The organism is Streptosporangium longisporum (assembly GCF_039534895.1).
In the GTDB taxonomy this organism is placed as follows: domain Bacteria; phylum Actinomycetota; class Actinomycetes; order Streptosporangiales; family Streptosporangiaceae; genus Streptosporangium; species Streptosporangium longisporum.
In genome coordinates this window covers 668445-692228 of record NZ_BAAAWD010000019.1, presented here as the reverse complement: position 1 = coordinate 692228, position 23784 = coordinate 668445, and the positions used below count along the sequence as shown (strand labels likewise).

Below are 23784 nucleotides of genomic sequence, written 5' to 3'. Positions count from 1 at the left end.
GCATGAACACCACCGACGACACCATGATCGCCCTGGTCACGGGCGCCAACAAGGGCATCGGCCGCGAGATCGCCGCCCGGCTCGCCGCCCTCGGGCACACCGTCGTGATCGCGGCCCGCGGCGCCGAGCCGGGGGAGAAGGCCGCTGCGGAGCTGCGCGCCACCGGCGCCGAGGCCACCTCCGTCGTGCTCGACGTGACCGACCCGGCCTCCGTCGCCGCGGCCGCGGCCGAGGTCGAGGCCCGGTACGGCAGGCTCGACGTGCTGGTCAACAACGCGGGCGTGGCGGCTCCTCCGGGGAGCGGCCTGGCCGACCAGCGGCCCCGGACCGCGAACCTCGACGTCCTGCGCAGCATCTTCGAGACCAACGTCTTCGGCGTCGTCACCGTCACCAACGCCCTGCTGCCGCTGCTGCGCCGATCGAGCGCCCCGCGCATCGTCAACGTCTCCAGCGGCGCCGGTTCGCTGGGCGCCATGACCGACCCACAGGTGGCCGCCGTCGTCTACGCCGGGCTCAGCGCCGACGACCTGCCCCTGGCCGTGGGCTACGTCCCGTCCAAGACCGCGCTCAACGCCCTGACCGTCCAGTACGCCAAGGACCTGGAGCCCGACGGCATCCTGGTCAACGCCGTCGACCCCGGTTACTGCGCCACCGACCTGAACGGCCACTCCGGCCACCGCACCCCCGCCCAGGGGGCCGTGGCCGCGGTCCGGATGGCCACCGTCCCCGCCGGTGGGCCCACCGGCACCTTCAGCGACGACAGGGGCCCCGTGCCCTGGTAGCAGCGGACCGGACCCCTCGGGACCCGGTCTCAGGACCCGGTCTCACGGGCCGGGCTCACGGGCCGGGCTCGGGGGCCGGGCTCGGGGGCCGGGCTCAGAAGCCCGGGAACACCCGGCGCAGGTCCTCCAGGGTGACCCCGTCGCCGGTCACCGTCACCGGCGCCGGGGTGTGCTCCGGTGCCAGCCTGCCGGTGAGCAGGCGGATCCACGCCTCGGCGGGCAGGGACAGCACCACGTCGGCCCGCTCGGGGGCCTCGCTGAAGCCGACGGTCTCGCCCAGGGTCAGGCCCAGCACGCGCTCGGGGCCGGTGGTCTCCACCCGCAGGGTGGTGGCCAGGCGCGGGTCCAGGGCGTCGGACCTGCCGATGAAACCGATGAGGAAGCCGAGCGGCCCGGCGTGCAGGTCGGTCAGCACCCCGGCGGTCTCCGGCGCCAGGGCGGCCGCGGGGTCGAAGGCGACCCGCACGTCCCAGGTGTGCAGGGCGGTCTCGTTCAGGCGCATCCCGGCCACCAGCGCGACGTCGCCGGGCTCGGGCAGGAAGCCCAGCTTGATCCGCAGCTCCTCGCGGGCGGTGGCGTCCAGGCTCTCGTACGCGGAGACGAGCTCGGCGTCCGCGGGCGCGAAGTCCTCGGCCTGCTCCTTGGGGCCCTTGGCGTTCCAGCGGTCCCAGACCGAGTTCATGAAGTCCGAGTCCGGGGCGTCCCGGCCCTCCTGTGCCGCGCGCAGCGTGGCCAGGCCGATCTCCGCGCCGCTGCCCAGGTGGCTGAGCACCTGGGCGACGGTCCACTCCGAGCAGCCCGAGGGCCGGGTGAGGTCGGCGGCGTCCAGATCACGGACGAAGGCGGTCAGGTCGTCATGGGTGGTGCGCAGGGCCGCGACGGTCCTGTCGGCGAGGGTGGTCATGGGTCTCCTGACGGGATGGCGCGGGGCACGGCGGCCGGGAAGGCCGAGCAGGCCGGGTCGTCCGGCCGCGTGCATCGTATCGGCCCACCGGCGCGTCGCCGGGACGACCGGCCGGTGAGGGGCCCTCCGCGGTGGGGACGACCGGCCGTGGATCGGCCCTCTCGCGACGGAGAGGACCGGCCGGTGACGGGCCCTCCCGCGGTGGGGGAGGGCCCGCGACCGGTCAGGTGCCGGGGATCTCCTTCACCTTCGGGATCGGGGAGAAGACCAGCAGCAGGATGGGCAGGATGGCCCCGGCGACGACCGCGAACAGGATGGCCGTACGCAGGCCGAGGGTCTCGCCGAGCAGGCCCGCGCCCAGGGCGCCGAGCGGCGCCGGGATCAGGCCGAGGGAGTAGATCGTGCCGATCACCCTGGCCTGCAGGTGCGGCGGCGTGATCGACTGGACCAGGGTCATGTTGCTGACGAAGAAGACCTGGTTGCTCGCCCAGACGACGAACTGGGAGAGGCCGAGCATCCCGGCGGCCAGCCAGACCGGTCCGGACGCGAACGGGATCAGCAGCAGCGCGCAGTTGCCGACGACCGTGCTCCACAGCAGTGTCGGGCCGATCCCGATGCCGCGCATGGTCCTCACCGACATGGTCGCGCCGAGGATGGCGCCGACACCGCCGGTCGCCATCACGATGCCCACCCACTCCGGGGGCAGGTTGGGCCCGCCCCGCAGCAGGAACAGCACGTAGATCGACTGCATCGCGCCCATGACGAAGAACGAGTACAGCCCGCTGGCGATGGCCAGCGGCCGGATCATCGGCTGGTCCATGATCCACTTGAAGCCCGCCCAGATCGCCCGGTGCACGCTCCCGGCCGTCTCCTCGTCGGGGACGGGGGCGTCCTCGCGCTTGCGGATGAGCATGATCGCGATCGCGGAGAACAGGTACGTGAGCACGTCGATCATGATGAGCAGCGGCGCGGCCACCACCTTGAGCAGTGCCGAGCCGACGCCCGGACCGGCCGTCTGCGCCAGCGACTCGCTCAGCTGCAGCTTGCCGTTGCCCTCGCCGAGCTGGTGCAGCGGGACGAGCAGCGGGAAGTAGGAGCGGTAGGCGACCTGGAACAGCACCGACAGCAGGCTCAGCAGGAACACGACGACGTACAGCACGCCGAGCGTGAGGGAGTCCATCACGTACATCAGCGGCACCAGGGCGAGCACCGCGGCCCGGCCCAGGTCCGACCAGATCAGCACCGGCCGCTTGCGCATCCGGTCGATGTAGACGCCGAACAGCAGGAAGCCCAGCATCGGCAGCCGGAGCAGCGCGCCGAGGATGCCCATCTCGGTCGAGCTCGCCCCCAGCGTGACGATGGCGATCAGCGGGATCACCAGGTAGGAGATCTGCGAGCCGAACTGGGAGAGGGTCTGGCCGGTCCACAGGCGGAGGAAGTCCTGGTTGCTCCAGAGGCTGCCGCCGCCCCCGCCCTGCCCGGGCCGTTCCCCCTCCCCGGCGTCCTTCGGGTCTCCGGGCTCGCCCGGGCCACCGGGGCCGCCGGAAACGCCGCCGTCGCCGAGCGCGGCGGGGTCCGTCGGTCCCGCGGCCTCCCCGGCGGGGCCGACGACCCCGGCGGGCGCGGCCGGTCCCGCGGGCTCCCCGGGAGGGCCGGTGACGGTCGCTGGCGCCGCCGACCCGGCGGACGGGACGCCGCCGGGGCTCTCGGCGCCGTCCGCGAGCCGGGGCGGCCCCGCGTTCCCGGCGCCCCGGGTGCTCTCAGTGTCCGGTGACACCATGGTCGATCCAACTCCTCAGCTTGGCGGCCGCCTCGGCGACCAGGGGTTCGAACAGGATGACCACGCGCTCGCCGGGGATCGCCTCGATCGCGAGGTTCCCCTTCACCACGTCGCGCCAGCCCAGGTCGGGCCGGTCCCCGGTGGGGGCGAACAGCGCCACGTCACCGTCGTACGGCTCGTGCCGGTAGCGGCCGACCGCGTGCGCGTTGGCCCGGAACACCCGCAGGAAGCGCCGGGCCTGCTCGACGTCGGCGGTGTCGGGGGCCAGCCGCTGCTCCCGGCTCGCCGCGGCGATGACGGCCACCAGCATCTCCTCCGGGCCGAGCCCGGCGAACTCGGCGGCGTCGGCCTCCAGCGGACCTCCGGCCAGCGCGTGGGTCATCAGGGAGGCGTCGTCCTCCAGCGAGCTGTTGATCACGGGCTCGTCGGCGTCGGAGTAGAACAGCACCAGCAGCGGGACCTCCTCGCCGAGGTCGCGCAGCCGCCGGGCCATCTCCATCGCGATGTTCCCGCCGATGCAGAAACCGCCCAGCACGTACGGGCCGTGCGGCCGGACGGCGCGCAGCCGATCGACGTAGTCCTCGACCATGTCGGCCATGGTGGTGTGCGGGTCCTCGCCCGGGGCCAGCCCGGCGGCGGCGATCGCGTAGACGGGCTGGTCGGGCCCGAGCCTGCGGGCCATCGGCTGGTAGCGGAAGACCTGCCCGCCCAGGGCGTGCACCAGGACGATCGGCGGGCGGTCCCCCTCGGCGTTGAGCGTCACCAGCCGCTGCTCGCTCAGGTCCTCCGGGCGGCGCAGCACGTCGGCCAGGCCCGCCACGGTCGGCGAGGCCAGCACGGTGGCCACCGGCAGGTCCCTGCCGAACTCCCGCCTGATCCGCACGGCCAGCCGCAGCGCCAGCAGCGAGTGCCCGCCCATGTCGAAGAAGTCGTCGAACACCCCGACCATGGGGACGTCGAACAGCTCCTCCCAGATCGCCGCGACCCGTCCCTCGACCGGGTCCCTGGGCGGCACCCGGAAGGCGTCGCCGCCCGCCCGCTCCGGCGCGGGCAGGGCCTTGCGGTCCAGCTTGCCGTTGTGGGTGAGGGGGAGCGCGTCCAGCGTCACCCAGGCCGAGGGGATCATGTGCTCGGGCAGCCGGGAACGCAGCCGGGAGCGCCAGTCGACGGTCTCGGCGGTCACCACGTAGCCGATCAGGCGGTCGCCCTCGGCGACGACGGCCGCCGCCCGGACCTCGGGTTCGGCCAGCAGCGCGGCCTCGATCTCGCCGGGTTCGACGCGCATTCCGCGGATCTTGGTCTGGGTGTCGAGGCGGCCGAGGTAGTCGAGTTCGCCGTCGGGTCGCCAGCGGGCGCGGTCTCCGGTGGCGTACAGGCGGGAGCCGGGGGGTCCGTAGGGGTCGGGCAGGAAGCGTTCGGCGGTCAGGGCGGGGCGGCCGAGGTAGCCGCGGGCCACCTGCACCCCGCCGATGAACAGCTGCCCGGGGGTTCCCACCGGGGCCCGGCCGAACCGCTCGTCGAGCACCTCCAGGCGGGTGTTGTCGACCGGGCGGCCGATCGGGACCGTCGGCTCGGACGGGTCGCACCGGTGCCAGGAGACGTCGACCGCGGCCTCGGTGGGGCCGTAGAGGTTGTACAGCTCCACCCCGGGCAGCCGCTCGGCGAAGCGCCGCACCAGGTCGGCGGGGAGCGCCTCGCCCGAGCACACCACCCGGCGCAGGCTGCCCGTACGGGCACCGGCCGGCTCGACCGGCTCGCCTGATTCATCCGATTCGTCCGGCGCGTCCGCGACGGACGCCTTGGCGATGTCCACCAGGAGCGCGGTCGCGGTCTCCGCAGCGTCCGCAGCGTCCCCGGTGTCCCCGGTGTCCCCGGTGTCCCGGGTGCCCGTGCCGTCGGCGGGGACGGGGTCCGCGACGAGGTCGGGCGTGTCGAGGAACGCGTCGAGCATGGACGGCACGAAGTGCGCCGTGGTGACCTTCTCGGTCTCGATGAGGTCGAGGAGGTGACCGGGCTCGTAGTGCCCGCCCGGCCGGGTCACCACCATGCCCGCGCCGGTGAGCAGCGGCCAGAACAGCTCCCACACCGACACGTCGAACGAGATCGGCGTCTTGTGCAGCACCCGGTCGGCCGCGGTGAGCCGGTAGGTCTCCTGCATCCAGCGCAGCCGGTTGACGATCGCCCGGTGCGAGACCCCGACGCCCTTGGGACGCCCGGTCGACCCGGACGTGAAGATCACGTACGCGAGCGCGTCCGGAAGGTCCTCGGCCAGGCCGGCGACGAGGTCGGCGGGGTCGGCGAGATCCGCGGCCCGGCCGGTCGCCGCGGGCGGCAGCACGACGACGCGCACCCCGTCCGGCGCCTCGTCGGCGAGGTCGGCGGAGGTCAGCAGGACCGAGGCCCCGGCGTCGTCGAGCATGCCGCGCATCCGGGCGACCGGGTGGCCCGGCTCCAGCGGCAGGTAGGCGCCCCCGGCCGCGAGCACGCCCAGCAGGGCGGCCGGCAGGTCCGCGCTCCGTTCGAGCAGCACCCCCACCGGCCGGTCGTGCGACACCCCGGCCCGGTACAGCTCGGCGGCGATCGCCGAGGCGCGAGCGGCCAGCTCGCGGTAGGTGACCCAGGAGCCCTCGAAGCCCACCGCCGGGGCGTCGGGGGTCAGCGCGGCCTGCGCGAAGAACAGTCCGTGCAGGGTGCCGCCCGCCGGGTGGGCACGGCCGGTGGCGTTCCACCGGTCGATCGTCTCGTTCTCCGCCGGGTCCGCGCCCGGCTCGCCGGTCAGCGCGTCGATCACCCGCCCGGCCAGGGACTCCATCTGCTCGCGCGGGAACTGCGAGGCGTCGTAGGACAGCGTGAGGGTCAGGCCGCCCCCGGGCAGGCGGACGAAGGCCACCGTGCACGGCATGTCGGTCTGCTCGAAGAACTCCTGCCCGGTGATGGCCACGCCGTCGGACGACCGGCCCCCGTACACGTGGAAGTCCCGGAAGTCGAACAGGGTGTCCAGCAGCGGCGAGCGCCCGGCGGCCTGCTGGATCTCGAACAGCGGGTAGTGCCGGTGGGGCACCGCGGCCACCTCGGCGTCGAACACCCGCCGGATCAGCCCGGCCCGGTCGCCCGCGTCGAGGCGCACCCGCAGCGGCAGCGTGTTGAGGAACAGCCCCAGCACCTCGCCGCCGCCCTCGTTCTCGGGACGGCCGTGGCCGAGGACACCGGCCATCACGTCCCGCTCCCCGGTGACGTGCCCCAGCGCCGTCAGGTAGGCCGTCAGCAGCGTGGTGCGCAGCGGCACCCGCAGCTCGCGGCTCTGCCGCTCCAGCTCCGCGACGGTCCCGTCCGGTACGGGCACGGCCACCACCTGCGCGGCGCGCGGGCCGCCGGTCGGGAACCCGGGCAGCCGGGGCAGCCGGCTCTCCGGGGCGTCCTCGACGCGCTCGCGCCAGAACTCCCGCGCCTGCGCCGAGGCCGTCGCCGCCCGCTCAGCCGCGACCAGGTCGCGGAACAGGGCCCGCGGCGGGGCCGGCTCGGGCGCGGGCGCGGAACCGTCCGCCTGCGCGCAGCCCGCGTCGTAGCGGCCCAGCAGCTCGGTGACCAGCGCCGCGACGCTCCAGCCGTCCAGGATCGCGTGGTGGAAGCTGAGGCTGAGCGCGAACTCCTCGTCGTCCAGCACGTGCGCGTACGCCCGCAGCAGCGGCGGGGACGACCAGTCGAACCCGTTGTGCTTCTCCACCTCCCGCCAGGCCGCCAGCCGCTCCCGCGGGCTCTTCCCGCCGACGCCCGTGCCGCCCGCGACGCCGGTGCCGCTCGCGTCGGCCGAGCCGGTGCCGGTGCCGTCCGTGCCGGGCGCGCCCGGGACGACCGTCGTCGCGGCGCCGTCACACAGGTCCACGACCTCCAGCGGGATCGTCACGACGTCGTGCACGAGCTGCAACGGCTCGCTGAACCCCGTCAGGTCGAAGGAGGTGCGCAGCACCGGATGCCGGGCCGCGACCCCGGCCAGTGCCCCGGTCAGCGCCGGGACGTTCAGGGCGCCGCGCAGCGTGACGGTCATCAGGTCGTGGTAGGTGGGGCTGCCGGGTTCGAGTTCGCTGTGATACAGCATCCCCGCCTGCAGCGCCGCCAGCGGGTACGCGTCCTCGATCATCGTTCGCCCTTCCTGAGCTTGGCCAGATCCGCGGCGCTGAGCAGGCCGAACGCCCCGGAGGGGGCCTCCGGCTCCGGCTCGGCGGCGGGTTCTGCGCCTGGTGTGTCCAGTACGGAGGCCAGCTCGGCCACGGTCTGGTGGGTGAACAGCCGCTGCAGGTCCAGCGTGTAGCCCCGGCGGCGCAGTCCGGCCACCACCGAGAGGCTGAGGATGGAGTCACCGCCGACGGCGAAGAAGCCGTCGTGGCGGCCCACCTTGTCCAGGCCGAGCACTCCCTGCCAGACCTCGGCCACGTCCTGCTCGGCGCCGGGACGCGGGGGTTCCCAGGCCGGGCCGCCGGAGTGCGGCGACGGCGACGGCAGCGCCGCCCGGTCGAGCTTGCCGTTCGGGGTGAGCGGCAGGGCCTCCAGCTCGACCCAGAGGGAGGGGATCATGTGCTCGGGCAGCTCCTCGCGGAGCAGGTCCCGGAGCCGTTCGTGCAGGTCCGGGTCCGCCCCGCCCGGTCCGCCGCCCGGTGCCCGCCCGGAGGGGGTGCCGTCGACGCCGGGGACGGGCCGGCGCACGACGTAGCCGACCAGCCGGGCCCCTCCGGGACCGTCGGTCACGCCGACCGCCGCGGCGGCCAGCTCCGGGTGACGGGCGAGCGCGGCCTCGATCTCGCCGGGTTCGACGCGCATTCCGCGGATCTTGGTCTGGGTGTCGAGGCGGCCGAGGTAGTCGAGTTCGCCGTCGGGTCGCCAGCGGGCGCGGTCTCCGGTGGCGTACAGGCGGGAGCCGGGGGGTCCGTAGGGGTCGGGCAGGAAGCGTTCGGCGGTCAGGGCGGGGCGGCCGAGGTAGCCGCGGGCCACCTGCACCCCGCCGATGAACAGCTCGCCCGGCATCCCCGCGGGCACCGGGCGCAGCGAGCCGTCCAGCACGTACAGGCGGGTGTTGGCCACCGGACGGCCGATCGGCACGGTCGGCTCGCCCGGCGCGTAGCGGTGCCAGGAGACGTCGACCGCGGCCTCGGTGGGGCCGTAGAGGTTGTGCAGCTCCACCCCGGGCAGCCGGCCGGTCAGCCGTTCCGCCGCCGCGGCGGTGAGCTCCTCGCCGCTGCAGATCACCCGGCGCAGCGAACGGCACTCCTCGATCCGCTCCTCGGCGGTGAAGGCCGCCAGCATCGACGGGACGAAGTGCATCGTGGTGATCGCCTGCGCGGTGACGAGGTCGCGCAGGTAGGCGGTGTCGCGGTGGCCGTCGGGACGGGCGAGCACCAGGCGCGCGCCGCTGATCAGCGGCCAGAAGAACTCCCACACCGACACGTCGAACCCGGCGGGGGTCTTCTGCAGCACCGCGTCACCGGCGTCCAGCCGGTAGGTCTCCTGCATCCAGCGCAGCCGGTTCACGATCGCCCGGTGCGAGACCCCGACGCCCTTGGGACGCCCGGTCGACCCGGACGTGAAGATCACGTACGCGAGCGCGTCCGGCGGGGTCCCCGCCCGGCCGTCCTCCTCCCCGGCGCCGGTGGGGCCGGTGGAGGCGGTGGGGTTGGGGGACCGGACGACGTGGTCGAGTTCCACGGCCCCGGCGTCGGCGAGCATGGCCTCCACCCGCCGGTCGGGCAGGCCCGGGTCGAGCGGGAGGTAGGCGGCCCCGGCCTTGAGCACGGCCAGCAGCCGCACCGGCAGGTCGAGCGAGCGCTCCGCCCGTACGGCGAACACCCCGGCGTTCCCGATGTTCCCGGTGCCGTCGGGGCCCGTCGTGGCGCGGAGCCGCGCGGCCAGGGCCTCGGCCCGGTCGTCCAGCTCGGCGTAGGTGAGCGTCTCCCCCTCGAAGACCACGGCGGGGGCACCGGGGGTGCGCGCCACCTGGGCCTCGATGAGGCCGTGCAACGTCTCCGGCGGCGGGTACGCGGTGCCGGTGGCGTTCCATCCGGTCAGCACCAGGTCCCGCTCCGCGGGGGAGAGGAGTTCCAGGTCGCCGACCCGGGTGTGCGGGGCGGCGACGGCCGAACGCAGGAACGTCTCGAAGGACGCGGCCATGCGCTCGACGGTCCCGGCCGCGAACAGGTCGCGGTCGTAGACGAACCTCGCGGCCAGGGCGCCCCCGGTCTCCGAGACGTAGAGCTCCAGGTCGAAGCGGGTGGAGGTGGTGTCGGGCGCGAACGGCTCGGTCACCGTCGCGGCCGTCGTCCCGGTCGTCGTCGTGGTCGGTGTCCCGGTCGTCGTCGCGGACGGTGTCACGGTCGGGACCGTGCCGCCCAGGTAGCTCTGCAGTGCGAAGAGGGCCTGCACCACGGGCGACCGGGTGGCGTCCCTGGCCAGGTCCAGCTCGGCGACGAGCTTCTCGAACGGCAGCTCCTGGTGGGCGTAGACCTCCAGGGCGGCGTCACGGGTACGGCCGAGCAGGTCGGCGAACGTGGGGTCGCCCTCCAGCCGGGCCCGGAGCGGGAGCAGGTTCACGAACAACCCGACCACGTCCTCGAACTCGGCCCGGTCCCGTCCGGCCACCGGCGAGCCCACCGCGAAGTCGCGCTGCCCCGACCAGCGGGAGAGCACGGCCTGGTAGGCGGCGAGCAGCACCATGTAGAGGGTGGCGCCGTTCTCGCGCGCCAGCGCGCCGAGGTCGCCGGTGAGCCCGGCGTCCAGCCGCAGGTCGTACCAGGCTCCCCGGTGACCCTGCCGGGCGGGCCTGGGCCGGTCGAGGGGGAGCTCCAGCGGGGGCAGCGCGGCCAGTTCCCGCCGCCAGAACTCCAGGTGCCCCTCCAGGCGTTCCCCGGTCAGGCGGTCCCGCTGCCAGAGCGCGTAGTCGCCGTACCCGACGGACGGGTCCGCGCGGCCGGTGCGGCCGGAGAGCAGCTCGTCCAGCAGGAGTTCCGCCGACCAGCCGTCGGCCACGATGTGGTGCACGGCGACCAGCAGCACGTGGTCGTCCGGGCCGAGCCTGACCAGGGTCGCCCGGAGCGGCGGGCCGTCGGCGAGGTCGAAGGGACGTGCCGCGTCGTCGCTGACGATCCGGCGCGCCTCGGCCTCGGCCCCGGTGCCGGTGGTCGTGCCCGCTCCGGCGTCGGCGTGGGTGCCGGTGCCGGTGGTCGTGCCCGCTCCGGGGTCGGCGTCGGGGGGCGTCCCCACTCCGGTCCCCACTCCGGTCCCCGTTCCGGCTACGGTCTCCGTCCCGGTTCCGGCCTTCGTTCCGGTTCCGGTCGCGGGGATCGCCTCGACGACGCGGAGCGTGACCCGCGCAGCGGGGTCGTCCGCGGGGACGATCCTCACCTCGGGCCGTCCGTCGGGGGCGGCGGGGAAACGCATCCGCAGGCTCTCGTGCCGCGTCACGGCCGCGTCCAGCCTCGCGGTCAGTGCCGCGAGGTCCAGCGGCCCGCGCAGCCGTGCCGCGGCGGGCAGCACGTAGGCGCTCGTGCCGGGGCTGAACTGCTCCATGAACCAGAGCCGTTCCTGCGCGAACGACAGCGGCGGTGCCGTCCCCTCCGGACGCCGGACCGGGCCGGGCCCCGCGGCGGTGCCAGGACCCTCCGAGGCCAGCTCGTCGAGCGCCTGAGCCAGCCGCCGTACGGACGAGTGGCTGAAGGCCAGCTTCAGCGGGACGTCCAGCCCGGTCGCGGCCGAGAGCCTGGCGATGGTCCTGGTCGCGAGCAGCGAGTGACCGCCGAGCTGGAAGAAGTCGTCGAGCACTCCGACCCGTTCGACGCCCAGCACCTCGGCCCAGACCGCGCAGACCAGCTCCTGCGTGGCGCTCTCCGGGGCCAGGTAGCCCTCGCCGGAGCGGTGTTCGGGGGCGGGCAGCGCCGCCTGGTCGACCTTCCCGCTCGGCGTGAGCGGGATGTGCGCGATCTCCACCACGGCGCTCGGCACCAGGTGCGGCGGCAGTTCCGCGGTGAGGTGCTCGCGCAGGTCCTCGCCACCGGGCCGCCCGCCGACCGGGGGAGCGGCCTTTTGCCCGGTCTGCGGGCCGTCCGTGCCCGGCGCGTCCGTGCCCGGCTCGCCCGTGACGGACTCGCCCGTGACGGACCCGTCAGGGACGGGCTCGGTGGTGACGAGGTCCCGGGGGACGACGTAGGCGACCAGGCGGCGGTCGCCGGGGGTGTCCTCCCTGACCGTCACGGTGGCCCGCGCCACCCGGGGGTGGGCCAGCAGCCGGGCCTCGATCTCACCGGGCTCCACGCGGTAGCCGCGGATCTTCACCTGGCGGTCGAGGCGGCCGAGGATCTCCAGGCGGCCGTCCGGCCGGAACCTGGCCCGGTCGCCGGTGCGGTAGAGACGTGCCCCGGCCGGGCCGTACGGGTCGGGCACGAAGCGCTCGGCCGTCAGCGCGGGCGAGCCCAGGTAACCGCGGGCGAGGCCGTCGCCGCCGATGCAGAGCTCACCCGGTACGCCGACCGGGACCGGTGCCCCGTCGCGGTCCAGCACGTGGACGCGGGTGGCGGAGAGCGGGTGGCCCACGGTGGGCCGCCTGGACGCCTCGGAGGGGTCGAGTTCCCCGGCGGTGGCGATGATCGTCGTCTCGGTCGGCCCGTAGCTGTTGACCAGGATGACGCGCTCGCCGTGCGTCTCGTACCAGGTGGCGAGCACCGGTGCGGGCAGCGGGTCGGCGCCCAGGATCAGCAGGCGCAGCGCCGGGGGCCAGGCGATCCGGGCCGCGACCAGCTCCTGCCAGTAGGAGGTGGGCAGGTCCATCACGGTCAGCGACGCGCCGGCCGGGGTCCGCAGGAAGTCGGGGAGCGGCTCGTCCGGGGCGAGCACCAGCTCCGCCCCCGAGGTGAGCGCGGGGTAGATCTCCTCGGCGTGGGTGTCGAAGCCCACCGAGGCGAACTGGAGCACCCGGTCGTCGGGCCCGACCCCGTACTCGGCGCGCATCCACGCCACCCGCGCGTCCAGCGCCCGCCGCTCGACCTGCACGCCCTTGGGACGGCCGGTCGAACCCGAGGTGTAGATCACGTACGCCAGATTGGCCGGGCGCGTGGAGCCCGCGGAGCTCGCGGAGCTCGGGGCCCGGAGGCCGGTGCCCGTGTCCCCGGTGGACGTCGTGGTGTCGTCGGACGGGCCGTCGGCGACGCCCTCCAGCGAGATCACCGCGCCGGTGCCCTGCCGGAGGTCGGCGCCGCCCTGCGAGCCTGGGCCGTCCTGTGAGCCGGAGCCGCTCTGCGAGCCGGGGCCACCGTGCGAGCCGGGGCCGTCCTGTGAGCCGTGGGAGCCGGGGGCGTCGTGGAGGCCGGGGTCGCCCTGGGAGAGCAGCAGCGCGGCACCGCTGTCGCGCAGCATCCAGCGCAGCCGCTCGGCCGGGTAGGCGGGGTCCAGCGGGAGGTAGGCGCCGCCCGCCTTGAGCACCGCGAGCAGTGCCACGACCAGTTCGAGACCGCGCCGGGCGCGTACGGCGACCACCGTCTCCGGCCCGGCCCCCGCGGCGGCCAGCCGCGCGGCCAGTCGTCCGGCGCGCTCGTCCAGCTCGGCGTAGCTCAGCCGCCGGTCCCCGTGGGTGACCGCAGGCGCGTCCGGCGCCAGCCGGGCCCGCTCCTCGAACAGCCCGACCACACCGGCGGTCCCGTCCGGAGGGCCGGCCACGGCCGTCGCACCGCCCGTACGGGTGCTCCCGTCCGGTGGCCCGGCTGCGGGCCCGGCCACCACGCCGGTCGGGGAGACCGGGGACGAGGAAGAAGAGGAGGGACGCGTGCTCGTGGACAGCGACGCGGTGACCGCGGGCAGCCGGTCCTCGGGGAGCAGCATCGCGGCGCGCAGGCGCGAGAGCGGGATGTCGGGGTCGGCGACCACGGCCTCCAGCGTGCGCTCGTACCGGCGCAGCATCCGGGCCATCGTGTCCGGCTCGAACAGGTCGGCGTTGTAGGACAGCAGCGCGTACAGCGAGTCCGAGCGCGGCGTCACGTCCAGCATCAGGTCGAACTTGGCCTGGCGCGCGCCCGGGTCGAAGACGCCGGTCTCCACGCCGGGGATGGTCAGTTCGGAGGCGTCCTTGTCCTGCATCACGAACATCGCCTGGAACAGCGGCGTGGTGCTCAGGTCCCGCTCCACGTGCAGCTCGTTCAGGAGCCGCTCGAAGGGGATGTCCTGATGGGCGAAGGCGTCCAGCACCGTCGACCGGACCCGGCCGAGCAGTTCCCGGAAGCCCGGGTCGCCCGACAGGTCGGCGCGCAGTGCCAGCGTGTTCGGGAAGAACCCGACGACGTGCTCCAGCTCGGGGTGTTCCCGTCCGGCGATCACCGATCCCACGCACACGTCGTCCTGCCCGGAGTGGGCGCCGAGCAGCGTGTGGAAGGCGGCCAGCAGCACCATGAACGGCGTGCAGCGCTCGTCCCTGGCCAGCCGGTCCAGGCGGGCGGTCAGCTCCCGCCCGATCCGGCGCGCCGCGTAGTCGCCGTTGGACGAGCGCACCGGCGACCGGGGCCGGTCGGCCGGGACGTCCAGCACCGGCACCCCGGCCAGCCGCTCGCCCCAGTAGTCGAGCTGGCGGCGCACGCTCTCCTCGTCCAGGCGCTCGCGCTGCCAGGCGGCGTAGTCGGCGTACTCCAGCACCGGCTCCGGCAGGTCGGCCTCGCGTCCCTCCAGGTGGGCGCCGTAGAAGGTCGCGAACTCGCCCAGCAGGACCTTCAGCGACCAGCCGTCGGCCACGATGTGGTGCAGCACCACGCAGAGCACGTGGTCGGCCTGCGACATGGTGATCAGGTGGACCCGCAGCAGCGGCCCGGCCGCCAGGTCGAACGGGCGGTTGGTGAGGTCGGCGACCAGCTCGGTCGCGCGGGCCTCCCGCTCGCCGGCCGGCAGGCCGGACAGGTCGATCAGGTCCGGCTCGACCGGCACAGGCGGCCCGATCTCCTGCACCGGGCTGCCCTCGCGCGCGGTGAAGCGGGCACGCAGCGTGGCGTGCCGCTCCACCAGGCGGCCCAGCGCATGCCGCAGGGCCTCGGCCGAGACCCGGCCGCGCAGCCGCTGGACCATGAACATGTTGTACGAGGCGTCGGCCGGGTCCAGCTGCTGCAGGAACCACAGCCGTTCCTGGCCGAAGGAGAGGGGCGGCGGCCCGTCGCCCGTGCGCCGGGGGATGCCCCGGGCACGCTGCGGCGACGGCTGCCGCCGCATCCTCTCCTCCAGCGCGGCGCGCTGTTCCGGGCTGAGCCGGGCCAGCCTCGCCCTCAGGTCACTCATTCGCGGGGTCCTCCAGCGACGCCAGCAGCGCCTCCATCTCCCCGTCGTCCTCGTCGAACTGCGACTCCAGGACGACCAGGGCGTGCTCGGCGACCGTGGTCGCCTCGAAGCAGCGCCGCAACGGCATCTCCACCCCGTAGGTCTCCCGGTAGCGGGTGACCAGCAGCACCGCCAGCAGCGAGTGGCCGCCGAGCTGGAAGAAGTCGTCGTCGACGCCGATCCGCTCGCGGCCCAGCAGCTCGCCCCACAAGGCGCACAGCTCGGTCTCCAGCGGGGTGCGCGGCTCGGCGTAGGGGGTGCCGAGGTCGGCGCGGCCCGAACCGGTGGGCGCGGGCAGCGCTCCCCGGTTCAGCTTGCCGCTCGGCCCCAGCGGGACGTGGTCGATCCCGACGAACGCCTGCGGGATGAGCGCGGCGGGCAGCTTCTTGGCCAGTGCCCTGCGCATCTCGGCGGTGAGCGCCGCCGGGTCTCCCGACCAGTCGACGTAGCCGACCAGGCCGCGTCCGCCCGGCGCGTCGTCGCGCAGCGCCACGATCGCCCGCCGCACCTTCGGGTGCTCTGCGATCACGGACTCGATCTCGCCGAGCTCGACCCGCCAGCCGTGCACCTTCACCTGGTCGTCCAGCCGCCCGAGGAACTCCAGGTTCCCGTCGGCGCGGACCCGGGCCAGGTCGCCGGTCGCGTACAGCCGCGAACCGGCGGGCCCGTACGGGTCGGGGACGAACCGCTCGGCGGTCAGCGCCGGGCGCCCGGCGTAGCCGCGCGCCACCTGGATCCCGCCGATGTGCAGGTGCCCGGGGACGCCGACCGGCAGCGGCCGGAGCGCGTCGTCCAGCACGTGCAGCCGGTTGCCCGGCATGGGCGTGCCGATGGGCAGCGTGTGCAGCTCCCGTACCGCGTCCGGGTTCTCGCCGGTCACCTGCCAGGCGGTCACGTCGACCGCGGCCTCGGTCGGCCCGTACAGGTTGTGCAGCTCCACGCCGGGCAGCCGCTCCATGAACCGGGCGGCGACCCGGGGCGGCAGCTCCTCACCGCTGCAGATCACCCGCTTGAGCGACCCGCACGACTCGATGCCGGTCTCCTCCAGGAACAGCGCCAGCATCGAGGGCACGAAGTGCACCGTGCTCACCGAGTGCGCCTTGATCAGGTCGCGCTGGTGGGTGGGGTCGCGGTGCCCGCCCGGCCGGACCGGCACCAGGGAGGCGCCGGTGACCAGCGGCCAGAAGAACTCCCAGACCGACACGTCGAAACTGGTCGGGGTCTTCTGCAGGACCGTCTCGCCGGAGGTCAGGCCGAACCGGCGCTGCATCCAGGCGAGCCGGTTGACGATGCCCCGGTGGGTGTTGACGACGCCCTTGGGACGGCCGGTCGACCCCGAGGTGTAGATCATGTAGGCGGCGTCGTCCGGGCCGGTGACCGGCGGCGGCGACCCCGCGGGCTGCGGCCCCCAGGACTCGGGGGCGTCCAGCAGCACCGGCTTGATCGCGCCCTCGGGGAGCAGGTCGCGCAGGTGGCGCTGGGTCAGCATGACCCGTGCGCCGCTGTCGGACAGCATGAACGCCAGCCGCGACGGCGGGTACTCCGGGTCCAGCGGGACGTAGGCGCCGCCCGCCTTGAGCACCCCGAGCAGCGCCACGACCAGTTCGGCCGAGCGCTCGGCGCAGACCGCGACCGGGCTGCCCCGCCGCACGCCGATCCTGCGCAGCCAGTGGGCCAGCGCACCGGCCCGCTCGTCCAGCTCCGCGTACGTCAGCGTGACGTCGCCCGCGACCACGGCCGGGGCGTCCGGCGTCCTGGCCACCTGCGCCTCGATCAGCGAGGTCAGCGTGACCTGCGAGTCCGGCACACCGCCGGTCCCCACGCCGGTGCCGCGCAGGTCCCGCAGGTCCTCCAGGTCCTCGCCCGTGCCGAGCGCGAGGACGCGCTCGCTCTCGGCCGGGCTCAGCAGCGGCAGCTCGGAGATCGGCGTGTTCGGGTCGGCGATCGCGGCCTCGACCACCGTCTCCAGGCAGGACGCGAACCGCTCCATGGTGGGCCGGTCGAACAGGTCCGTGCTGTACTCCAGGCGCAGGTGCAGCCGCCCGTCGCGCATGTTGATGTCGAGCTGCACGTCGACCTTGGCGGTCCCGTTGGCGATCTGGCCCTCGTTGGTGTCGACGGCCAGGTTGAACATCACCTGGTAGATCGGCGGCACGCTCAGGTCCCTGGTCGGCTGGAGCGCCTCCACCAGCCGCTCGAACGGCAGCTCCTGGTGGTCCAGGGCCTCGGCGACCGTGTTGCGCACCCGTCCGGTGGCCTCGGCGAACGTCGGGTCGCCGGACAGGTCCGAGCGCAGCGCCACCGCGTTGACGAACATGCCGATGACCGGCTCGGTCTCCGGCAGCAGCCGCCCCGCGATGGGGGTGCCCACCACCACGTCGTACTGCCCCGACCAGCGGGCCAGCACGGTCGTGAACGCGGTGAGCATGACGGTGAACAGCGTGGTGTTCAGGTCCTTGGCCAGCCGCTGCACGCCCGCCGAGGTCTCCGGGGAGAACGCGGCCAGGTGCATCTCGCCGCGGAAGCTGCGGCTGCGCGGCCGCGGCCGGTCGGCGGGCAGCGCCAGGTCGGCCGGGATGCCGGCCAGCTGCTCGCGCCAGTGCGCCAGCTCCTGCTCGACGAACTCGCCGGTCAGCCGTCCCCGCTGCCAGACGGCGAAGTCGGCGAACTGGATCGGGACCTCGCCGAGCTTGGGCTCGCGGCCCTCGCCGATCGCGTCGTAGCACTCCTCCAGCTCGTTGACGAAGATGTGGCTGGAGACGCCGTCGAACACCGTGTGGTCGAACACGCAGACCAGCCGCAGGTCGTTCTCGCCCATCCGCACGTGCCGCAGCCGCCACAGCGGCGCCTGGTCCAGCACGAACGGCGCGACGCCGTCGCTCTTGGCCAGCCGGGCGAGCTCGGCCTCACGCTCGTCCGGCGGCAGGTGGGTCAGGTCGGTCTCGGTCAGCCGCACCGGCGGGACCTTGCCGTCGACGATCTGCATCACCTGGCCGTCGCGGAACTCGAAGACGGTGCGCAGCACCTCGTGACGGCGCACCACCTGGGCGATGGCCGCCTCCAGGCGGCGCGGGTCGACCGGCTGGCGCGCGGTCATCGGGATGACCATGCCGATGTTGTAGACGGCGAGCTCGGGCTCGAAGCGGGCCAGGAACCACATGCGCTCCTGACCCGAGGAGGACGGGAAGACGTCCTCCACCTGTCCGGTGGTCATCCCGCGCCCCCGGCCTGCATCGCCTCGCGGAGGCTGCGCGGGCGCATGTCGGTCCAGACCTGCTCGATGTGGGCCAGGCACTCGTCCTTGGTGCCGGTGAAGCCCTCGTCGCGCCAGCCGGCCGGGTTCTCCCGGTCGGCGGGCCAGACGGAGTACTGCTCCTCGTCGTTGAGGACGACCTTGGTGTCGGGAAGGGAGTCGGTCACTGCTGCTCACTCCTGCGGGGGAGACGGGGGATGGCGGTCTGGTTCGCGGCCGGGGCGGTGGTCTCCGCCGCGGGCGCGGCGGCGCGTGCCTGCTCGATCAGCGAGGTGACCCCGGCCACCGTGGGCTCCTCGAAGAGGCTGCGCATCGGCAGCCGGACGCCCAGCTCCTTGCGGATGAGGGCGATGAGCTGCACGGCGATCAGCGAGTTGCCGCCAAGCTCGAAGAAGTCGTCGTCGGCGCCGATGCGCTCGCCGCCGAGCACCTCGCTCCAGAGCCGGGCGATGGCGGTCTCGACGTCGCCGCGGGGCGCGACGTAGTCGTCGCCGTGGCCGGGACGGGCCGGACGGTCGGACACGGCGGCCGGGTCCAGCTCCGTCTCCACCGTCTCCTGGGTGACCGACCCGACGCCCGACAGGTAGTCGGCCACCGGCGTCGCGGCGATCACCACCTGCGGGCCCAGGGGGGTGGCCAGCAGCCGGTGGAACGCCTCGGCCCCCTCGGCCGGGCGGATGCCGACCGCGTCGGGGCCACTGGCGACCGTCGCGACCGCGCCGCCCTGGTCGCCGGTGGCGACCGTGCCGGTCGGCTGGGCGCCGGCGTTGGCCGTCACCCCGGCCACCACCGACTCGGTGTTGATGCGCCGCAGCACGTAGTCGGAGATCTCGACCACGATCGCGCCGTCGTCGTCGATGAGCGTCACGTCGACCGCCAGCACCTCGTCGGTGCCGCTGTCGCGGAAGCGCATGTGGCTCCAGAACGTGCCGGGCAGCCGGTCGGCGACGGTGATGCGGCCGTAGCCGAGCGGCAGGTAGTGGCCGACGACGTCGATCCAGGTGAAGGAGGTCGCGCTGTCCAGCAGGGCCGGGTGCAGTCCCCAGCCGTCCAGGTCCTGCGAGAGCTCCTCGGGCAGTTCGAACCGTCCCAGGGCCTCGTTCTGGCCGATGTACCACTCCTGCATGTGGCCCCAGTGCGGGCCGAGCGTGAGCAGCCCGGACAGCGGCACGCCGCCCTGCTCCTCGGTGGCGGGGGTGCAGCGCTCGATGATCGCCGTCACGTCGGCCTGCCGGCCGGCCGGGGCGTCGACCTTGGCGGCGGTGCCGCGCGCGTGGGTGCGCTGCTGGCCGCCGATGACGCTCTGCACCTGGAACTCCGCGCCGTCGGCCTCGGGGCTGAACATCACCCGCACCTCGGCGTAGGCGCCGTCGGCCACCGAGAGCGGCTCGACGAACACCACGTCGCGCAGTTCCACCGCGCCGGTGCCGGGCAGTCCCGCCTCGACGGCGGTACGCGCCAGCTCCAGGTGACCGGTGCCGGGCAGCACCGGCACCCCGGAGATCCGGTGACCGTCCAGCGCCCAGTGCGTGTCGGGCGACAGGCCGCCACCGGCCCAGCCGAGGCCCTCGCCGTCGGCCTCGTGCCAGGCCGCCAGCACCGGGTGGTCGATGGCCCTGATCCGGTCGCCGCGCTGCAGCGCCACGAACCCGGCCGGGGCGGTGACCTCCGCCGCCATGCCGACCTCGAGCCACTTGCCCCAGTTGGCCGAGACGACGGTGGCCGCGCGCCAGCCGTGCTCGCCCCTGGCGTGCGCGTCCAGGAAGTTGTTGGCCGCGCAGTAGTCGACCTGGCCGAAGCCGCCCGCCACCGCGGTGATCGACGAGCAGAGCACCACGGCCTGCAGGTCGAGGTCGCCGAAGGCGTCGCGCAGCGCGAGCGTGCCGGCCACCTTGGGCGCCAGCACCTGCTCGGCCGCGGCCCGCTCCTTGATCTCGGCCATGCCGCCGCCGGGCAGTCCGGCGGCGTGCACGATCACGTCCACCCGGCCGAAGGCGGCCAGCGTCTCCTCCCTGACCCGGCGCATGTCGGCGGGGGAGGTGACGTCGGCGGCCAGCACCAGGACCTCGGCCCCGGCCTGCTCCATCGTGCGGATCGCGGCGATCGCCCGTCCCTGGCGGCCGCCCGGGTGCGCGTCCCAGGCCGACCGCTCCGGCAGCCCGCTCCGCGAGAGCAGCACCAGCCGCACCCGGGCCCGTGCCGCCAGGTCCTCGGCGAGGGAGATGCCGATGCCGCCCAGGCCACCGGTGATCACGTAGACCTGACCGTCCACCGGACCGGCCTGGCCGGTGACCGCCAGGGCCGTCTCGTCCTGGCCGGGGCCCGCGTGGCCCGCCTCGGCCGGCGCCGTCCCGTCCGCCACGGCCTCGACCGCGGGGACCTCCAGCTGCTCGTACCGCTGCGACCAGCGCCGCCCGCCGCGGATGCTGACCGTGGTCAGCAGCCCGGCCTCGTCCGTCTCGGGCCTGCGGCCCAGCTCGGCCGCGGCGTGCCTGACCCAGTCGCGGGCCTCCACGTCGACGTGCCGCACCCGCAGCCACGGGGTCTCCAGCGGCACCACCCGGGGGAACCCGGCCAGCGTCGCGTGCTCGGGGCGGATCAGGTCGCCGCCGACGACGTCCTGCGCGCCGGAGGTGAGCAGGGACAGCTCCACCCCGTCGGCGGGCTGCACCGCGGTCAGCGCCTGCACCAGCGCCAGCACGCTGAAGAAGCCCAGGTCCTGGGCCTTCCAGGTCTCGTCGACACCGGCGGCGGGCTCGGCGGAGACGGTCCAGGCGTGGACCACCCGGCCGGGCACCTCGCCGACGGCCGCCAGCAGCGCGTCGTAGTCGGCGCGCTCGGCCGGGCGCACGGTGTAGCCCTCGCCCGAGGAGGCGAACTCCGTACCGGGCCTGACCTCGATCACCTCGGTGCCGCCGGCGCGCAGCGCGTCCACCAGACCGGCCGAGCCCTCGTCGGCCAGGACCAGCGCCCGGGTGACCGGCGACAGCGGTGCCGGGCCGGGCGGGGTCTGACGCCACACCGGGACGCTGAACCAGCGGTCCAGCGGCAGGTCCTCCTCGACCGGCGCGGGGTTGGCCACGCCGCCGACGAACGCGCCGTGCGGGTCGGGGTCGATCCAGGCGCGCTGGCGCTCCCACGGGTAGGTGGGCAGCGAGACGCGGCGGCCCTCCTGGCCGAACGCCTCCAGGGCGATGCCGTGCGCCCACAGCGTGCCGTACGCGGCCGACAGCACCCGCACGTCACCGCCGTCGTCCTTGGGACCGGGCAGCGACGGCAGCGGCGCGACCGCGCCCGGCGGGTTCTGCGCCCGCGCCAGCCCGGAGAGCTGCTTGCCGGGACCGCACTCGATCATGATCCAGTCGCCGTCGGCGAGCAGGGCCGCCACGCAGTCGCCGAACAGTACCGGCTCGCGCATGTGCCGGGCCCAGTACGACGGGTCCGTCGCCTCGGCCGCGGTGATCCAGGTGCCGGTCACGTTCGACAGGAACGGCAGGCTCGGCGCCGACCGCTCGACACCGGCCACCAGCTCCCGGAACTCGCCCAGGATCGGGTCCATCATCTCCGAGTGGAAGGCGTGCGAGGTGCGCAGCTCCATCCGGCCGACGCCCTCCTCCTCCAGCATCGCGGACAGCTCGGCGATCGCGTCCGGCGGGCCGGCCACCACGCAGGTGCCCGGGCCGTTGACGGTCGCCACCGACACGCCGTCGGGCAGCAGCGGCCCGATCTCGTCGGGCGCGAGCTGCACGGCGAGCATGGCCCCGGGGGGCATGCCCTGCACCAGGCGGCCCCGGGCCGCCACCAGCCGCAGCGCGTCCGGCAGGCTGAACACCCCGGCCACGGTCGCCGCGACGTACTCGCCGATGCTGTGGCCGATCATGCCGGCCGGCTCGACGCCCAGCGAGCGCCAGAGCGTGGCCAGCGCGTACTCCACGGTGAACAGGGCCGGCTGGGTCAGCGAGGTCTGCCGCAGCCGCTCGTCGGCCTCCTCGCCACGGGCGAAGATCAGGTCGCGCAGGTCCTCGCCGAGCTCGGCGCGCAGGATCTCGGCGCACTCGTCGACCGCGTCCCTGAAGACCGGCTCGGTGCGGTACAGCTCGGCGCCCATGCCCGCGTACTGCGAGCCCTGCCCGGAGAACAGGAACGCCGGGCGCGGGGTGCGGCGCGAGGTGGCGCCGCTGATGAGGCGCTTGGGGTCGCGCAGCGCGGCGACGGCGTCGGCGACGCCGGAGGCCACCACCGCGGTCCTGCGCGACAGCTCCCTGCGCCCCACCCGCAGGGTGTGGGCGACGTCGGCCAGGTCGGCCTCGGGGTTGGCGTCCAGGTGCGCGGCCAGCTGCTCGGCGGCGGCGGCCAGCGCCGAGTCGGTCCTTGCCGACAGGCGCAGCAGGTGCGCCGGGCGCGGGTCGCGCTCCTCGCGGGCCGCCCTGGGCGCCTCCTCCAGCACGATGTGCGCGTTGGTGCCGCCGATGCCGAACGAGCTGACGCCCGCCCGCCGCGGGAAGCCGTTCGGCTCCCACTTGGTCGCCGACGCCGTCACGTAGAACGGGCTCTGCGCGAAGTCGATCTTGGGGTTGGGGCTCTCGTAGTGCAGCGTGGGCGGGATCAGCCCGTTCTCCAGGGCCAGCACGGCCTTGATGATGCTGGCGATGCCCGCCGACTGGCCCAGGTGGCCGATGTTGCTCTTGACCGAGCCGATGCCGCACCACTGGGTGTCGTCGGTGTCCTGGCGGAACACGCTGCTCAGCGCCGCGACCTCGATCGGGTCGCCCAGCGCGGTGCCGGTGCCGTGCGCCTCGACGTAGGTGATGGTGCGCGGGTCGACCCCGCCGACCCCGAGCGCCTGGGCGACGACCGCGGCCTGCCCGTCCATGCTGGGCGCGGAGAAGCCCACCTTGCTGGCGCCGTCGTTGTTGATCGCGTTGCCCAGGATGACGGCCCGGACGTTGTCGCCGTCCTCGATCGCCTCCGACAGCCGCTTCAGCACGACCACGCCGCCGCCGCTGCCCCAGATCGTGCCGGCGGCCTTGGCGTCGAAGGCGCGGCAGTGCCCGTCGGGGGAGACGATGCCGTCCTCGTCGTAGACGTACCCCTGGCCCTGCGGCAGGTCCAGCATGGCGCTGCCGGCCAGGGCCATGTCGCACTCGCCGTTGCGCAGCGCCTCGGCGGCGACGTGGATCGCGACCAGCGAGGTCGAGCACGCCGTGTGCAGCGTGTAGCTGGGACCGCGCAGGTCCAGCTTGTACGACGACAGGGTGGCGCAGTAGTCGACGTGGTTGCCGACCATGACGGCCAGCCAGCCCGCGTTGGCGTGGGCCTGCGCGTTGCTCCTGATGTTGATCCACTGGTAGAAGTCCGAGCCGGAGCCGGCGTAGACGCCGATCTCGCCCGGGTACCTGAACGAGTCGTAGCCCGCGTCCTCCAGGGCGGTGTGCGACAGTTCGAGGAAGAGCCGGTGCTGCGGGTCCCGGATCTCCGCCTCCCTGATCGACATGCCGAAGAACGCGGCGTCGAACCCCTGGTGGTCGTCGAGCATCATCGCGGCCGGCACGAAGTCCGGGTCGTCGAGGATGTGGTCGGGCACGCCGAGCGCCCTTTGCTCCTCGCGGGTGAAGTGGGTCAGCGACTCCACTCCGTCGGAGAGGTTGCGCCAGAACTGCCTGGCGTCTCCTGCTCCCGGCACCCTGCACGAGAGGCCGATGATCGCGATCGGTTCGACGGTGGGCTCCTCGGCCAT

General features: G+C 74.5%; 8 protein-coding genes. 1 reads left to right on the top strand and 7 read right to left on the bottom strand.

What is annotated here, in order from left to right:
- The first annotated feature begins 2 nt into the window (after positions 1-2).
- A complete protein-coding gene (locus ABD832_RS34810) occupies positions 3-782 on the top strand; it encodes an SDR family oxidoreductase (RefSeq protein ID WP_344904312.1) in 780 nt (259 codons plus the stop codon).
- A 94-nt stretch (positions 783-876) separates the two neighbouring features.
- On the opposite strand, the gene ABD832_RS34805 is transcribed toward ABD832_RS34810, so the two are convergent.
- From ABD832_RS34805 to ABD832_RS34775, 7 genes are all read right to left on the bottom strand, one after another.
- A complete protein-coding gene (locus ABD832_RS34805) occupies positions 877-1686 on the bottom strand; it encodes a maleylpyruvate isomerase N-terminal domain-containing protein (RefSeq protein WP_344904309.1) in 810 nt (269 codons plus the stop codon).
- A gap of 223 nt (positions 1687-1909) precedes the next feature.
- Positions 1910-3466 carry an MFS transporter gene (locus ABD832_RS34800; RefSeq protein ID WP_344904306.1) on the bottom strand — a complete coding sequence of 519 codons (1557 nt, stop codon included), beginning with the start codon at positions 3464-3466 and terminating at the stop codon, positions 1910-1912.
- The gene (locus tag ABD832_RS34795; RefSeq protein WP_344904303.1) at positions 3447-7604 is read right to left on the bottom strand and encodes an AMP-binding protein; all 4158 of its coding nucleotides are present in this window, start codon (positions 7602-7604) and stop codon (positions 3447-3449) included. Before ABD832_RS34795 ends, ABD832_RS34800 begins: the two co-directional genes overlap by 20 nt.
- Positions 7601-14755: an amino acid adenylation domain-containing protein gene (locus tag ABD832_RS34790; RefSeq protein ID WP_344904300.1), complete on the bottom strand. Its 7155-nt coding sequence runs from the start codon at positions 14753-14755 to the stop codon at positions 7601-7603. Before ABD832_RS34790 ends, ABD832_RS34795 begins: the two co-directional genes overlap by 4 nt.
- Positions 14748-18008, bottom strand: coding sequence for a non-ribosomal peptide synthetase (locus ABD832_RS34785; RefSeq protein ID WP_344904298.1), 3261 nt, complete (start codon positions 18006-18008; stop codon positions 14748-14750). The genes ABD832_RS34790 and ABD832_RS34785 overlap by 8 nt, the downstream gene beginning before the upstream one ends.
- Entirely contained in the window at positions 18005-18214 is a 210-nt protein-coding gene (locus tag ABD832_RS34780) for an MbtH family protein (RefSeq protein ID WP_344904295.1), read from the bottom strand. The genes ABD832_RS34785 and ABD832_RS34780 overlap by 4 nt, the downstream gene beginning before the upstream one ends.
- The gene (locus ABD832_RS34775) at positions 18211-23784 is read right to left on the bottom strand and encodes a type I polyketide synthase (RefSeq protein ID WP_344904292.1); all 5574 of its coding nucleotides are present in this window, start codon (positions 23782-23784) and stop codon (positions 18211-18213) included. Before ABD832_RS34775 ends, ABD832_RS34780 begins: the two co-directional genes overlap by 4 nt.

Bases quoted from the DNA above. Each gene is read 5' to 3' on its own strand.
- ABD832_RS34785 (WP_344904298.1), bottom strand. From the start codon at position 18,008: ATGACCACCGGACAGGTGGAGGACGTCTTCCCGTCCTCCTCGGGTCAG.
- ABD832_RS34795 (WP_344904303.1), bottom strand. From the start codon at position 7,604: ATGATCGAGGACGCGTACCCGCTGGCGGCGCTGCAGGCGGGGATGCTG.
- ABD832_RS34800 (WP_344904306.1), bottom strand. From the start codon at position 3,466: ATGGTGTCACCGGACACTGAGAGCACCCGGGGCGCCGGGAACGCGGGG.
- ABD832_RS34790 (WP_344904300.1), bottom strand. From the start codon at position 14,755: ATGAGTGACCTGAGGGCGAGGCTGGCCCGGCTCAGCCCGGAACAGCGC.
- ABD832_RS34775 (WP_344904292.1), bottom strand. From the start codon at position 23,784: ATGGCCGAGGAGCCCACCGTCGAACCGATCGCGATCATCGGCCTCTCG.
- ABD832_RS34810 (WP_344904312.1), top strand. From the start codon at position 3: ATGAACACCACCGACGACACCATGATCGCCCTGGTCACGGGCGCCAAC.
- ABD832_RS34805 (WP_344904309.1), bottom strand. From the start codon at position 1,686: ATGACCACCCTCGCCGACAGGACCGTCGCGGCCCTGCGCACCACCCAT.